This is a genomic window from Achromobacter sp. (assembly GCF_057314935.1).
This window is the reverse complement of record NZ_DBHKZA010000088.1, coordinates 1-13,339: the sequence shown is the minus strand read 5'-3', so window position 1 is coordinate 13,339 and position 13,339 is coordinate 1. Positions and strand designations below refer to the sequence as shown.

12 protein-coding genes are annotated in these 13,339 nt (G+C 63.4%); 10 read left to right on the top strand and 2 right to left on the bottom strand.

Annotated elements, in window-relative coordinates; translation table 11 throughout:
- Positions 1–86: 86 nt before the first annotated feature.
- Positions 87–344 (bottom strand): metal-sensing transcriptional repressor, encoded by a 258-nt coding sequence (locus ACO6D5_RS25100; protein WP_003821156.1) that lies wholly within the window; start codon positions 342–344, stop codon positions 87–89.
- 399 nt (positions 345–743) lie between these two features.
- On the opposite strand from ACO6D5_RS25100, the gene ACO6D5_RS25095 reads away from it, so the two are divergent.
- From ACO6D5_RS25095 to lpdA, 6 genes are all read left to right on the top strand, one after another.
- Positions 744–1,955 carry a TolC family protein gene (locus tag ACO6D5_RS25095; protein WP_223656232.1) on the top strand — a complete coding sequence of 404 codons (1,212 nt, stop codon included), beginning with the start codon at positions 744–746 and terminating at the stop codon, positions 1,953–1,955.
- Positions 1,956–1,989: 34 nt separating this feature from the next.
- On the top strand, positions 1,990–2,541 hold the full coding sequence (locus ACO6D5_RS25090; protein ID WP_015912829.1) for a hypothetical protein: 552 nt from the start codon (positions 1,990–1,992) through the stop codon (positions 2,539–2,541).
- Complete coding sequence (locus ACO6D5_RS25085) at positions 2,538–3,653, top strand: efflux RND transporter periplasmic adaptor subunit (RefSeq protein ID WP_003821159.1); 1,116 nt, start codon at positions 2,538–2,540, stop codon at positions 3,651–3,653. Before ACO6D5_RS25090 ends, ACO6D5_RS25085 begins: the two co-directional genes overlap by 4 nt.
- 13 nt (positions 3,654–3,666) lie before the next feature.
- On the top strand, positions 3,667–6,813 hold the full coding sequence (locus ACO6D5_RS25080; RefSeq protein WP_012614056.1) for an efflux RND transporter permease subunit: 3,147 nt from the start codon (positions 3,667–3,669) through the stop codon (positions 6,811–6,813).
- A gap of 53 nt (positions 6,814–6,866) precedes the next feature.
- Complete coding sequence (locus ACO6D5_RS25075) at positions 6,867–7,265, top strand: hypothetical protein (protein ID WP_015912828.1); 399 nt, start codon at positions 6,867–6,869, stop codon at positions 7,263–7,265.
- A gap of 105 nt (positions 7,266–7,370) precedes the next feature.
- Positions 7,371–8,798, top strand: a complete 1,428-nt coding sequence (lpdA, locus tag ACO6D5_RS25070) for a dihydrolipoyl dehydrogenase (RefSeq protein WP_015912827.1) — start codon at positions 7,371–7,373, stop codon at positions 8,796–8,798.
- 109 nt (positions 8,799–8,907) lie between these two features.
- On the opposite strand, the gene ACO6D5_RS25065 is transcribed toward lpdA, so the two are convergent.
- A complete protein-coding gene (locus ACO6D5_RS25065; RefSeq protein ID WP_015912826.1) occupies positions 8,908–9,264 on the bottom strand; it encodes an ArsR/SmtB family transcription factor in 357 nt (118 codons plus the stop codon).
- Between the two features lie 241 nt (positions 9,265–9,505).
- Between ACO6D5_RS25065 and ACO6D5_RS25060 the strand changes: the two genes are divergently transcribed.
- The 4 genes from ACO6D5_RS25060 to ACO6D5_RS25045 form a co-directional block, all read left to right on the top strand.
- Entirely contained in the window at positions 9,506–11,995 is a 2,490-nt protein-coding gene (locus ACO6D5_RS25060; RefSeq protein WP_485826870.1) for a heavy metal translocating P-type ATPase, read from the top strand.
- A 15-nt stretch (positions 11,996–12,010) separates the two neighbouring features.
- The gene (gene cueR, locus ACO6D5_RS25055) at positions 12,011–12,490 is read left to right on the top strand and encodes a Cu(I)-responsive transcriptional regulator (protein WP_485826867.1); all 480 of its coding nucleotides are present in this window, start codon (positions 12,011–12,013) and stop codon (positions 12,488–12,490) included.
- Between the two features lie 15 nt (positions 12,491–12,505).
- Positions 12,506–12,844: an ISC system 2Fe-2S type ferredoxin gene (gene fdx, locus ACO6D5_RS25050; RefSeq protein WP_012614051.1), complete on the top strand. Its 339-nt coding sequence runs from the start codon at positions 12,506–12,508 to the stop codon at positions 12,842–12,844.
- 223 nt (positions 12,845–13,067) lie between these two features.
- Positions 13,068–13,339, top strand: a 272-nt coding sequence (locus ACO6D5_RS25045; protein WP_012614050.1) for a glutaredoxin domain-containing protein, incomplete at its 3' end; no start/stop codon positions are given.

Below are 13,339 nucleotides of genomic sequence, written 5' to 3'. Positions count from 1 at the left end.
AGGCCTGTGCCGACGAGTGCGATCACCTGCGCGGTGAACAGGTGGCGGTAGGTGCGGTTCTTTAGGACGGAGAGCATCGAGAGACCTCAGAGCAGTCTGGTTAGCGCCTTCATTTCGGCTAGAACGGAGTCCTCATCATGAGATAGGCAGTGGTCGATGTGGTCATGGATCAGGACGCGCTTGGCCGCTGTGACGGCGCTCTCCACCGCAGCGAGCTGGCGAGCGATGTCCAGGCAGGTTTCTTCTCCTTCGATCATCCCGATGACGTGTCGCAGATGACCCTCGGCGCGCTTGAGCCGTTTCACGAGATCTGGGTGGCTGGTGTGCTTGTGCATCTCTTTCATGCAGCAATCATATCCCCCCCCGGGGGATATGCTCAAGGAGTCTGCATAGCTGTTTGCGCAGTGGATTAGCCCCACCTCGCCTCTCGATGTCTTGCGCCCGACGCCCTCTCTAAGGCGATTGGTGCTCAAAGGATGTAAGGTTTTCTTTCCCATTCATATGAATAGATATACAATTGTTCATATCCAAGCCAGTGAACAGTGGCTTTTCAACGACAAGCACTTGCTCGGAAAGAGAACACCCAGCCGGGGGTAAGTACTGATGCAACACCGATGGAGAATTGAATGCTTCGCAAAGACATACGCAAGGGATGGATATGGGCGGTATCCACGCTTTGGGCCGGCACCGTGCTAGCCCAGCCAGTAGCCGCCCCTCACGTCCCATCCAGACCAGACAGCCACATGGTCGCCCAATTGTGGGAGTCAGCTTGGCAGCGGCAGCCAGAAGCCGCTGGAGAAGGCGCCTGGCAGCAGGCCGCCCAAGCACGCCAAGAGACGGCCGGCAGTTGGGTGGCAGGTCCGATGGCGCTGGAAGCCTCCACCAAAACTGATCGGTTCAACAACCGCAACGGACAGCGCGAATATGAAGTCGGGGTGGCTATTCCCCTTTGGATGCCTGGTGAGCGCGCCTCGTCGGCACGCTGGGCGGACGCGGAAAGCCTCGCGCTATCCAGCCGGATGCTGGCCGCCAAGCTACGCACGGCCGGACAGGTTCGCCAGGCATGGTGGGCATGGCAGCGTGCCCAGGCCGAATTGGTGGCGGCGCAGGATCGCACCCGCAGCGCGGACGAGTTGGCGCAAGATGTGGCTCGCCGGGTTCGCGCGGGCGACCTGGCGCAAGCCGACAGAAACCAGGCCGATGGCGCCTTGGCGTCGGCTCGTAGTGCCCTGGCCATTGCTCAGGCCGAAGAAATCACGCAGCGCGAGGCGTTGTTGGCACTGACCGGCATCGAGAGTATCCCGTCGCAGGCCGATTCCGCGCAGCCGGAGCAGTCAGGTGTCCGAGTTCAACCGGCATCGGCACAGCCGTCCGGCGCGTTGTTGGGTAACCACCCTGCGCTGCTGGAACTGCAGCACAAGGCGCTGGCGGCCCGCCGCTCTGCGGAACTGGTGTCCCATCAGAAGTACGCCAACCCCGAACTGACCCTGGCGACCACGCGGGATCGGGGCGGCTACGGCGAACGCTACAACCAGACGATCACGGTGGGTGTGCGCATTCCCTTCGGTACGGGTAGCCGTCATACCGAGCAATTGTCCAGCGCCAATGCGCAGGCACTGGAGGCTGAGTCGGCACTCGCGGCCCAGCGCACCCGGCTACTCTCGGAAATTCGAACTGCCCAATCGCGCGAACTGGCAACCAGCACCCAGATGCAGGCCGCTTCGGAGCGCCAGCGACTAGCCCAACAAACGCGCACCTTCTACCAAAAGTCGTTCGCGATGGGCGAGACGGACATGCCGACACGCCTTCGCATCGAGCAGGAGGCCACCGAGGCCGAGCGCGCGGCGCTGCTCGCCAAGGTGGAGCATGCCGCGGCCATCTCGTCCCTGTTGCAGGCACAAGGCACGCTGCCGCAGCCGACCGAGACTTTCACTGACATCTCCGGCACGCGCTGATCGGCGCGCGCTCAACCATCCTGGAACCTTAGAAATGTCGCAATCCTCTTTCTGGCGTGCAGCTGCCTTGTCCAGCCTCCTGCTTGGCAGTAGCGCAACGTGGGCCGGCGACGGCCATGACCATGGCGAAGCCGCTCCTGCCCCCGCAGCGGCCGCGCTTCCGCGCTTTGCCGCAGTTTCCGATGACTTCGAACTGGTGGGTGTGCTGAACGGCCAGCGTCTCACACTCTACCTCGACCATGCTGCCGACAACCGGCCGGTGACCGATGGCGAGCTGACCCTCGAGCTGGGTGGTCAACAGGTAAAGGTCAGCTCACACGGGGTTGGAGAGTTCGAGGCCGATCTGACTGAGCCGCTATCCGATGGCGAGACCTCAATCATGGCCACTATTACTGCGCAGGGCCAATCGGACCTGTTGACGGGCGTTCTCGATGTTCATAGCGAAGACGCCGAACACGAGCATGCCGTCGCATCCGGCCGTGTGGTCGTACTAGGTGGCGGTGCCGCAGTCCTCGGCGTCGGTGTCCTAGCGTGGGCGCTGCGCAGACGTACACGCACCAACGGTGCACTGCGAGGTGCAGCATGAAGCGCAACTTCCGTTTCCTAATGACGACGGCCATGGCGGCTGCATTGGCTCTGGCTGCTCCCGCGTTCGCTCACGACGGCCATGACCACGGCGACGAAGCGCCGGCTGCGTCTTCCAATGGCCCCCAGCGCCAGCCTGATGGCAGCGTGTTTCTTCCGAAACCGTCGCAACGTCAGATCGGTGTACGCACCCAGCTGATCAAGCAGGAGCCCTTGGCCCGCAGCCATGAACTGGCTGGCAAAGTAATCATGGACCCGACGACAGGCGGCAAGGTCCAGGCAATGGTAATGGGCCGGCTGGTGCCCGGGCCGGATGGTCTGCCGCAGATCGGCCAATCCGTGCGCAAGGGCCAGGTGCTGGCTTACATCGAACCGGCCAGCGGTGTGCTGGAGCGCTCAGGCCAGATGGCCCAGGTTGCCGAGCTGCGTGCGGGCCAAGCGCTCGCGCAGAAGCGCTTGGCCCGGCTGCGCGAGCTGTCGGAGACCGTGCCCCGCAAGGAGATCGAAGCAGCCGAAAGCGAAGTGAACAGCCTGACCGAACGCGCCCGCGCCTTGAGCGGGGGCCTCGCCGGCAGGGACGTACTGAAGGCCCCAGTCAGCGGCGTCATCGCATCCAGCCCCGCAGTTGCCGGGCAGGTCGTGGATGCGCGCGAACTGGTGTTTGAGGTGGTCGATCCGACCCAACTGCGCATCGAGGCGCTTGCCTACGATCCGGCAATGGCACAGAACCTGGCCGGTGCTGCACTCGCAGTAGGCGGTCAGAAGGTGCCGCTGAGCTTCGTCGGTGCCGCCAGCAGCCTGCGCGAGCAGGCCCTGCCCATGCTGTTCAAGGGCACCAGCGAAAGCCTCTCGCGCTTGGCGGTCGGTATGCCGGTGGTGGTCTTCGTGCAAGAGGCGACGACGGTACCTGGCTACCGCGTGCCTTCCGGTGCGCTGATGAAGAACCCTGCCAACCAGAACATCGTCTGGGTCAAAGACCAGGCCGAGCGCTTCGAGCCGCGTGTCGTGAACATCACTCCTTTGGATGGTGCATCCATCGCTGTCACTTCGGGCCTGGCGGACGGCGACCGCGTGGTTGTCGAGGGCGCGTCCCTGATCAATCAAGTTCGTTGAGGGGCACCATTCCATGTTCAAGTGGCTTCTCGAAAATAGCTTACGAAACCGGCTCCTGGTCATCATCGGGGCGCTGGTGCTGATGGCGTATGGCGCGTTCACCCTGACGCGCACGCCGGTAGATGTCTTTCCCGATCTCAACAAGCCGACCGTCACTCTCATGACGGAGGCTGGCGGCATGGCTGCCGAAGAAGTCGAGCAACTCATCACGTTCCCGCTCGAAACGGCCATGAACGGCCTGCCCAGCGTCGAAAGCGTGCGCTCGGTCTCCAGCGCCGGGCTTTCCTTCATCTACGTGACATTTGACTGGAAGACCGACATCTTCCGGGCGCGCCAGATGGTCTCCGAACGCCTGACGTCCATGGAGGAAGGGCTAGCCCCGGGCGTGACGCCCACTATGGGGCCAATCAGCTCAGTGATGGGCGAGATCATGCAGATTGCAATCCCCATCGGTGCCAAGCCCTCAGGGCAGAAGAACGCAGCCCCGCCGCTGTCGGCCATGGACACTCGCGAGTACGCGGACTGGGTGCTACGCCCCCGGCTGATGGCCATACCTGGTGTTGCCCAAGTCATCCCGATCGGAGGCGAGGTCCGTCAGTTCCAGGTCCAGCCCAACACCACGCGAATGTCAGAGCTGGGCGTGACTGCGTCCGATCTGGATGCGGCTCTCAAGGGCTTCTCCGCGAACACTTCCGGCGGCTTCCTGGAGATCAATGGCCGCGAGTACCTGATCCGCAACCTGGGCCGCACGTCCCGACTCGACGACCTGCGTAACCTGCCTCTCGCGGTGCGTGCGGGCCAACCCATCCTGCTCCACCAGGTCGCCGATGTTCAGTTTGCGCCAGCCATCAAGCGCGGCGATGCGGGCTTCGAGGGCCTGCCAGCCGTGATCCTGGGCATCCAAAAGCAGCCCACGGCCGATACGATTGCACTGACCCGCTCGATCGAGTCAGCGTTGGCGGACATGAAGGGCTCACTGCCGGCTGGCATGGCCGAGCCACAGGTGACCTTCCGACAAGCCAACTTCATCGAGGCGTCCATCAGCACGCTGCAAGGCAAGCTCATCGGCGCATCGGTCTTCGTGGCGGTGATCCTGTTCTTCTTCCTGGGCACTTTGCGCCCCCTGGTGATCGCGTTGACCGCGATTCCTGCCTCGATCTTCGTGACCGGGCTGGTGTTCCACTATTTCGGCCTATCAATCAACACCATGACGCTCGGTGGGCTGGCGATCGCCATCGGCGGTCTCGTGGACGATGCTGTGGTCGATGTGGAGAACATCATGCGGCGGCTCAAGGAGGACCGCACCCGCCACCCTGAGAACCGGCTGACGCCCCTGGTCATCGTTGCCAGGGCCTCGATGGAGGTTCGCTCGGCGATTCTCTACGCCACGATGATCATTGTGCTGGTGTTCCTGCCCCTGTTCGCGCTGCCGGGGATGGAGGGGCGCTTGTTCGTGCCGCTGGGCATCGCCTTCATCGTCTCCACGCTGGCCTCGCTGCTGGTCTCTGTGACGGTCACTCCGGTGCTTTCGTACTACCTGCTGCCCAAGATGAGGACGCTGGACCATGGCGACACTCGGCTTCTAGCCTGGTTGAAGACGCGCTATCAGGGCGGCCTGCAGCGGGTCTTGCAGCGGCCGCGTGCCGCCCTTGGCATGGCCGCTGTGGCTGTCACACTGGCTGTCGCCGCGGTGCCATTCTTCCCGACCACGTTCCTGCCCCCGTTCAATGAAGGAACGTTGCTGGTGGGCCTGCGCCTGAATCCCGGTGTGACGCTGGCCGAATCTTCGGCGCTTGCCCAGCAAGCCGAGCTGCTGGTCGCGCAGGTGCCAGAGGTGCAGCACGTGGGCCGGCGCAGCGGACGGGCCGAGCTGGACGAGCATGCCGAAGGCGTGCATGTCAGCGAGCTGGACGTGGGCCTGCTGCCCGCCTCGGAGCTAAAGCGCTCCATGGAGGAGATCACCGCCGACATCCGTTCGCGTCTGGCTCACTTGCCCGGCTCCATCGGCATTGGCCAGCCGATCTCGCACCGCATCGACCACATGTTGTCGGGGGTGCGCTCGCAGATCGCCATCAAGGTGTTCGGCGAGGACCTGGACGTCCTGCGCGGGCAGGCGGATCTGCTGCGCGCCAAGCTGGCCGGAATTCCGGGGCTTGCTGACCTGGAGATCGAAAAGCAGGTCCTAGCGCCGCAGATCAAAATCCGCGTGGATTATGCGGCGGCGGGACGCTACGGCGTGGCCGCACCGCAAATTCTGTCCACGCTGCAAAGCCTGGTCGAAGGCGAAAAGATCACCGAGGTCATCGAGGGCAACCGCCGCTTCGCGCTGGTGGTTCGCCTGCCCGAGCAGGCGCGGTCGATTGAGGGCTTGAGCCGCATCCTCATCGACACGCCCATGGGTCGGGTCCCGTTGTCGCGCCTTGCCACCATCGAAGACAGCGACGGCCCCAACCAGGTCAGCCGCGACGATGGCCGTCGACGCATAGTTTTGTCGGCCAACGCTCAGGGACGGCCGCTGTCCGAAGTAGTGGCCGACATACGCAGCGTCGTCCAAGAAGTGCGCTTGCCCGAAGGCTACTTCATCACGCTGGGCGGCCAGTTCCAGGCACAAGAGGAAGCCTCGCGACTGGTGGGCCTGCTGTCCATCGTCTCCCTGACGCTCATGTTCGTGGTGTTGTACACGCGCTACAAGTCGGTCGTCCTATCAGCGCTCATCATGGTGAACATTCCATTGGCCCTGGTCGGCGCCGTGTTGGGGCTGTGGCTGTCTGGCCAGCCGTTGTCCGTGGCCGCCCTGGTCGGCTTCATCACGCTCGCGGGTATTTCTGTGCGCAACGGCATCCTGAAGGTGAGCCACTACCTCAACCTCATGCGCATGGAGGGCGAGGACTTCGACCAGAAGATGATCGTGCGTGGCTCGCTCGAACGGCTTTCCCCGGTTCTGATGACCGCGCTGGTCACGGCCTTCGCGCTGGCCCCGCTGCTGTTCGAGGCGTCCCGACCCGGTACTGAGATCCTGCACCCCGTCGCGGTGGTGATCTTCTCGGGGCTGGTCAGCTCCACGCTGCTAGACACCTTCCTTACACCCGCCATGTTCTGGCTGTTCGGCCGCAAGCCTGCCGAACGCCTGCTGGACGACCGCGACGCGGAGGCATTCTGATGCAACGCCTTCTGTCACCCGATTTCAACCACCGTAACCCTATAGGAGCTTTCATGTCTGTTCGATTTCGTTCCCTCACGGCCGGCACCGCCCTCGCCCTGGCATCCGTCACCGCCTTCGCCGCAGGCGACCATGACCACGCGCATGACCACAAGCCGCTGCATGGTGGCGTCGTGACCGAAGTCCGGGACGTGGACTACGAGTTGGTCGTTCAGCCCGCAGCAGCGCAACTCTACCTGCGCGACCACGGCAAGCAGGTCAATGTAAGCAACACCAAAGCCAAGCTCACACTGTTGACCGGCTCACAAAAGCAGGAGGTGCAACTCACGCCTGCCGCGGACGGAAGCCGCCTCGAAGGCAGCGGGACCTTCGCCGCAGCCAAGGGCACGAAGGCCGTCGTCCAAGTCGAACGTGGGGGCAATACCGCGAGCGCCCGGTTCGTTCTGCCGTAGTGTTCAACGTGATCGTCAGGGAACGAGCTGTAATCTGGCGACCACCTGACAAAAGGCGCGACATAGGCGCTCACTATTTCCTCAAAAACTTTGGAGATGTAAATCATGGAAATGCATTTCGACGTCATTGTTATCGGTGCCGGCCCAGGCGGATACATCGCGGCCATTCGCGCTGCCCAATTAGGCATGAAGGTCGCTTGTGTAGATGCCTGGAAGAACAAGGACGGAAAGCCAGCACCTGGCGGCACCTGCAACAACATCGGTTGTATCCCTTCGAAAGCGCTACTGCAGTCGTCAGAGAACTTTGAACAAGCCAAGCACCACTTTGGCACGCACGGCATCTCCACGGGTGATCTGCGCATGGATGTGACCACGATGTTGGAACGTAAGAATCAGGTCGTGAAGTCCAGCAACGAAGGCATCCTTTATCTGTTCCGCAAAAACAAGGTCCAGTTTTTCAACGGCCTGGCGTCTTTCACCAGGACTGTCGATGGTGGCTTCGAGGTGAGCGTCGCCGCCGATGAGGCTGTTACCTTGGTGGGCAAGCAGATCATCGTTGCCACAGGCTCCAACGTGCGGCCACTCCCCAACCTACCGTTCGATGAGCGGGTCGTGCTCTCCAACGACGGCGCGCTGGACATCGCGGCCGTGCCCGATCGGTTGGCCGTCATCGGTGCCGGCGTGATCGGCCTGGAGCTGGGCTCCGTTTGGCGCCGCCTGGGGGCGGATGTCACGATCCTCGAAGGCTTGCCCAGCTTCCTGCCAATCGTCGACCAAGCCATCGCCAAGGAGGCGAAGAAGGCGTTCGACAAGCAAGGCCTGAAGATCGAACTAGGTGCGAAGGTTCGCGAAGTCAATGCAACCGAGGCTGGCGTGACTATTCACTACACCGACAGCCAGGGCCAGACGCAGTCCTTGCAGGCAGACAAAGTGATCGTGGCTATCGGCCGTGTGCCCAACACCGAAGGCCTGAATCCGGCCGCCGTGGGACTCCAACTGGATGAGCGCGGCGCCGTGCTGGTGGACGATGAATGCCGCACCAGTGTGCCCGGCATCTGGGCCATCGGTGACGTGGTGCGTGGCCCGATGTTGGCGCACAAGGCGGAAGAGGAAGGTGTCGCAGTGGCCGAGCGCATTGCCGGCCAGCACGGTCACGTCGATTTCAATACGATCCCCAACGTCATCTACACCAGCCCAGAGATTGCCTGGGTAGGCCGCACCGAGCAGCAGCTCAAAGAGCAGGGCACCGCCTATCGAATCGGTTCCTTCCCGTTCATGGCCAATGGCCGCGCGCGTGCGCTGGGCGACACGCCGGGCCTCGTCAAGGTGATCGCCGATCCTGCCACTGATGAGATACTCGGCGTGCATGTGGTCGGCCCGCAGGCCAGTGAACTGGTGGCCGAGGCCGTGATCGCCATGGCGTTCAAGGCCAGCAGCGAAGACATCGCCCGCATCTGCTTTGCCCATCCGACCCTCTCCGAGACGTTCAAAGAGGCCTCGCTGGCCGTGGACAAGCGCGCGCTCAACTTCTGATTGATCGGAAGCGGCATCCAAACCACCTCACCGAACGCAGCTGCGGGCGGTGGGGCGCATATCGCCATGGAACGTAGGCCACGCCGCAACGGCATGCTATGCCCAACAGTTACTCGTCGTTGTGGTCTTCCGCGATGTGGGTGGCCATATCCAGCAGCACCTGGTTCACGTGCTTGTCCGCCACCTCATAGAAGATCTGTTTGGCTTGGCGCACGCCCTTGACCAGGCGAGCACCGCGCAGCAGCCGCAGGTGGTGGCTCACCAGCGACTGCGAGAGTTCGAGGGTTTCAGCGATGTCCCCGACCGAGGAAGAGCCTTTCATGCAGCACAGCATGATTCTCAGCCGGGACGGGTCACCCAGGAGGCGGAATGTCTCAGCCAAGATGGTCACGTCATTCTGTGACAGCGATTCCAAATCGGCGCTGGGACCCTTCGGTGGGGTACTGAATGGCTTACTTGTATTCATTTTTAAAATATTTCCTAACCTCGAATGGCTGTTTTCGCCCTTCAGAATTAACAAGGCAGCGGCCGCTTAGGCGCGCGCAGCAAAGAACCAGTGCGAGCCTGGCAGGCAAGGCCTCCGTTCCCCGTGCACCGGGTCATTTCTGAAACCTGACAGCATCCGAAAAAGCGCTTGACCTTCCCACGATGGTAAACCCTAAGCTCCCTCCATGTCGAATTTCAACTATGGGAAGCACACCATGAGCATGGCAACAACGAGTAGTGCTGGCGCCCAAGCAGCGGCAATCAGCCTGCCCATCGAGGGCATGACCTGCGCAAGCTGTGTCGGCCGAGTCGAGGCCGCCCTTGCCAAGGTCGAGGGCGTGGCAAGCGTGTCTGTCAATCTCGCCACCGAGCGAGCGGACATTCGCCTGAACCGTCCTGTCGATCGCATGGCGCTGATCCAGGCGATCGAGAAGGTAGGGTACGACGTGCCTCAGGGCACCATCGAGCTGGCGATCGGAGGCATGACCTGCGCTTCGTGCGTGGGCCGCGTCGAGAAGGCGCTCAAGGCGGTGCCGGGCGTCACTGAGGCTGTGGTCAATCTGGCGACCGAGCGCGCTACCGTGCGTGGCGTAGCATCCGTGCAGGATCTGATTGCTGCTGTCGATAAGGTCGGCTACGAGGCCAGCCCGGTCGATACAGGCATGCAGGCCGACGAGGAAGCTGCCGAGAAAAAGGACGCCGAGCGCGCCGAACTCAAGCGCGACCTGACCCTGGCCGCCGTGCTGGCGCTGCCTGTGTTCGTGCTCGAAATGGGCTCGCACATGATTCCCGGCATGCACGAGTGGGTGGCTTCCACCATCGGCATCCAGCAGAGCTGGTATCTGCAGTTCGTGCTGACCCTGCTGGTGCTCGCCATTCCGGGCTGGCGCTTCTATGAGAAGGGCTTCCCGGCGCTGTTCCGCCTGGGTCCCGACATGAACTCGCTGGTCGCGGTCGGCACGGCCGCGGCCTTCGGTTATTCGATGGTCGCCACGTTCGCGCCCAGTCTGCTGCCGGCCGGCACGGTGAACGTGTACTACGAGGCGGCAGCCGTCATCGTGGCGCTGATCCTGCTGGGCCGCTTTCTTGAGGCACGGGCCAAGGGCCGCACCTCCGAGGCCATCAAGCGCCTGATCGGCCTGCAGGCCAAGGAGGCGCACGTGCTGCGCGACGGCCGCATCGTGGACATCCCGATCAACGACGTGGCGCAGGGCGACATCGTGGAAGTGCGCCCCGGCGAGCGCGTGCCGGTCGATGGTGAAGTGACCGAGGGCCGCAGCTTCGTGGACGAGTCGATGATCACCGGCGAGCCGATTCCCGTCGAAAAGGCGGAAGGCAGCACCGTGGTCGGCGGCACCGTCAACCAGAAGGGTGCGCTGACGCTGCGTGCCACCGCCGTGGGCGGTCAGACCATGCTGGCGCAGATCATCCGCATGGTCGAGCAGGCGCAAGGTTCCAAGCTGCCGATCCAGGCCGTGGTGGACAAGGTGACGCTGTGGTTCGTGCCCGCCGTCATGCTGGCCGCGGTGCTGACCTTCCTGGTCTGGCTGGTGTTCGGCCCGTCGCCCGCGCTGTCCTTCGCGCTGGTCAATGCCGTGGCGGTGCTGATCATTGCCTGCCCTTGCGCCATGGGTTTGGCGACGCCGACCTCCATCATGGTCGGCACGGGCCGGGGCGCCGAGATGGGCGTGCTGTTCCGCAAGGGTGAAGCCCTGCAACTGCTCAAGGACGCCAAGGTGGTGGCCGTGGACAAGACCGGCACGCTGACCGAGGGCCGCCCGGTCCTGACCGACCTGGAGATTGCCGACGGCTTTGACCGCAACCAGGTGCTGGCGAAGGTCGCCGCTGTCGAATCGCGCTCGGAGCATCCGATCGCACGCGCCATCGTCGAGTCGGCCGTGGAAGGTGGCATCGCGCTGCCGACGATGACAGACTTCGATTCGGTCACGGGCATGGGCGTGCGCGCCACCGTGGACGGCGCGCGTGTCGAGGTCGGTGCCGATCGCTTCATGCGTGAGCTGGGGTTGGACGTGGGCGGCTTCGCTCGCACGGCCGAGCGCCTAGGCAACGAGGGCAAGTCGCCGCTGTACGCCTCGATCGACGGCCGGCTGGCCGCCATCATCGCGGTGGCCGATCCGATCAAGTCCAGCACGCCCGCGGCCATTGCCGCGTTGCACCAGCTCGGCCTGAAGGTGGCGATGATCACCGGCGACAACGCGCGTACCGCGCAGGCCATCGCCAAGCAACTGGGCATCGACGAGGTGGTGGCCGAAGTGCTGCCCGAGGGCAAGGTCGAAGCCGTGCGCCGGCTGAAAGCCAGCCACGGCCAGATCGCCTACGTGGGCGACGGCATCAACGACGCCCCGGCGCTGGCCGAGGCCGACGTGGGCCTGGCCATCGGCACCGGCACCGACGTGGCGGTGGAGTCGGCCGACGTAGTGCTGATGTCGGGCAACCTGCAGGGCGTGCCCAACGCCATCGCGCTGTCCAAGGCGACCATCGGCAACATCCGCCAGAACCTGTTCTGGGCGTTTGGCTACAACACGGCCCTGATCCCGGTGGCCGCTGGCGTCCTGTACCCCGCATACGGTGTGCTGTTGTCGCCGATCTTCGCGGCTGGCGCGATGGCGCTGTCCAGCGTGTTCGTGCTCGGCAACGCGCTGCGCCTGCGCCGCTTCCAGCCGCCGCTGGCGGCGGATACCGCTCATTGAGAAAGGAGGAACACCATGAACATCGGTGAAGCATCCAAGGCCTCGAAGGTCTCGGCCAAAATGATCCGCTACTACGAGCAAATCGGTCTGATCCCTCCGGCTGACCGCACCGATTCGGGCTACCGCGCCTATACCCAGGACGACGTTCACCGGTTGCATTTCATCCGGCGTTCGCGCGACCTCGGCTTCTCGGTGGCCGAGATCACGGACTTGCTGGGACTGTGGAATGACAAGTCGCGCCAGAGTGCTGATGTAAAGCGTCTGGCCCAGCAACACATCGACGAGTTGGACCGGCGCATCGAGAGCATGCTGGAGATGGCCGCGACGCTCAAGGCGCTGATCCGGTGTTGCGCCGGCGACGAACGGCCCGACTGCCCGATCCTGCACACGCTGGAGCAGCCCGATACCAGTGACAACAAGCCCGAAGCGCGCACTGGCGCAGTGCCGCGCCGCGCGCGAGCCAACGCAGCAGGAAAAAAGCCGTGTGCGCACTGAGCAGCCAGGAGAGATATGCCCAAAATCACCGTCTTGCCCCATCCTGAACTGGCGCCTGAGGGAGCCGAACTGAACGTGCCAGCAGGCACTTCGATCTGCGAGGCCCTGCTGGACAACGGCATCGAGATCGAGCATGCCTGCGACATGAGCTGTGCCTGCACGACCTGTCACTGCATCGTGCGCAAGGGGTTCGATTCTCTAAACGAAGTCGAGGAATGCGAGGACGATCTGCTCGACCGGGCCTGGGGACTGGAGGCGCAGTCGCGGCTGAGCTGCCAGGCCATCGTTGCGACCGAAGACCTGACCGTCGAGATCCCCAAGTACACGATCAACCATGCCAAGGAGAACCACTAGGAGCCTGCGTGCTGCCTCAGGCGCACCGGCCTGCGGCAGGGTTGCTCTGGCAGATGGAGGACTGACGGCATTGCCGCCAGATAACCAACCCGTGGGCCAGACCAACCCGCGAGCCAGGTGTCTACACTCCCTTTGCACGGTCGTCGGTTAGGCTGGAAAGGTCATCAACGTCCTTAAATCCGTGACGGCCGGCCCATGGAAAGTCCCACAGGAGAAGTCCTGCATGTCTGCGCCCAAGCTAGCCACGCTCTACCGAATGGTCATGCCCGGCCATACCTGCCCCTACGGGCTGAAGTCGCTCGATCTGCTCAACCGCAAGGGCTACGAGGTCGAGGACAAACACTTGGCAAGCCGCGAGCAGACGGATGCGTTCAAGAAGGAGCATGGCATCGAGACCACGCCCCAGGTCTTCATAAACGGGCGGCGCGTGGGCGGCTACGACGACCTACGCAAATTCTTCGGCATGTCCGTGAAGGACAAGAACGCCGTGACCTA

Bases quoted from the DNA above. Each gene is read 5' to 3' on its own strand.
- ACO6D5_RS25090 (WP_015912829.1), top strand. From the start codon at position 1,990: ATGTCGCAATCCTCTTTCTGGCGTGCAGCTGCCTTGTCCAGCCTCCTG.
- ACO6D5_RS25060 (WP_485826870.1), top strand. From the start codon at position 9,506: ATGGCAACAACGAGTAGTGCTGGCGCCCAAGCAGCGGCAATCAGCCTG.
- fdx (WP_012614051.1), top strand. From the start codon at position 12,506: ATGCCCAAAATCACCGTCTTGCCCCATCCTGAACTGGCGCCTGAGGGA.
- lpdA (WP_015912827.1), top strand. From the start codon at position 7,371: ATGGAAATGCATTTCGACGTCATTGTTATCGGTGCCGGCCCAGGCGGA.
- ACO6D5_RS25075 (WP_015912828.1), top strand. From the start codon at position 6,867: ATGTCTGTTCGATTTCGTTCCCTCACGGCCGGCACCGCCCTCGCCCTG.
- ACO6D5_RS25080 (WP_012614056.1), top strand. From the start codon at position 3,667: ATGTTCAAGTGGCTTCTCGAAAATAGCTTACGAAACCGGCTCCTGGTC.
- ACO6D5_RS25095 (WP_223656232.1), top strand. From the start codon at position 744: ATGGTCGCCCAATTGTGGGAGTCAGCTTGGCAGCGGCAGCCAGAAGCC.
- ACO6D5_RS25100 (WP_003821156.1), bottom strand. From the start codon at position 344: ATGAAAGAGATGCACAAGCACACCAGCCACCCAGATCTCGTGAAACGG.
- ACO6D5_RS25065 (WP_015912826.1), bottom strand. From the start codon at position 9,264: ATGAATACAAGTAAGCCATTCAGTACCCCACCGAAGGGTCCCAGCGCC.
- cueR (WP_485826867.1), top strand. From the start codon at position 12,011: ATGAACATCGGTGAAGCATCCAAGGCCTCGAAGGTCTCGGCCAAAATG.
- ACO6D5_RS25085 (WP_003821159.1), top strand. From the start codon at position 2,538: ATGAAGCGCAACTTCCGTTTCCTAATGACGACGGCCATGGCGGCTGCA.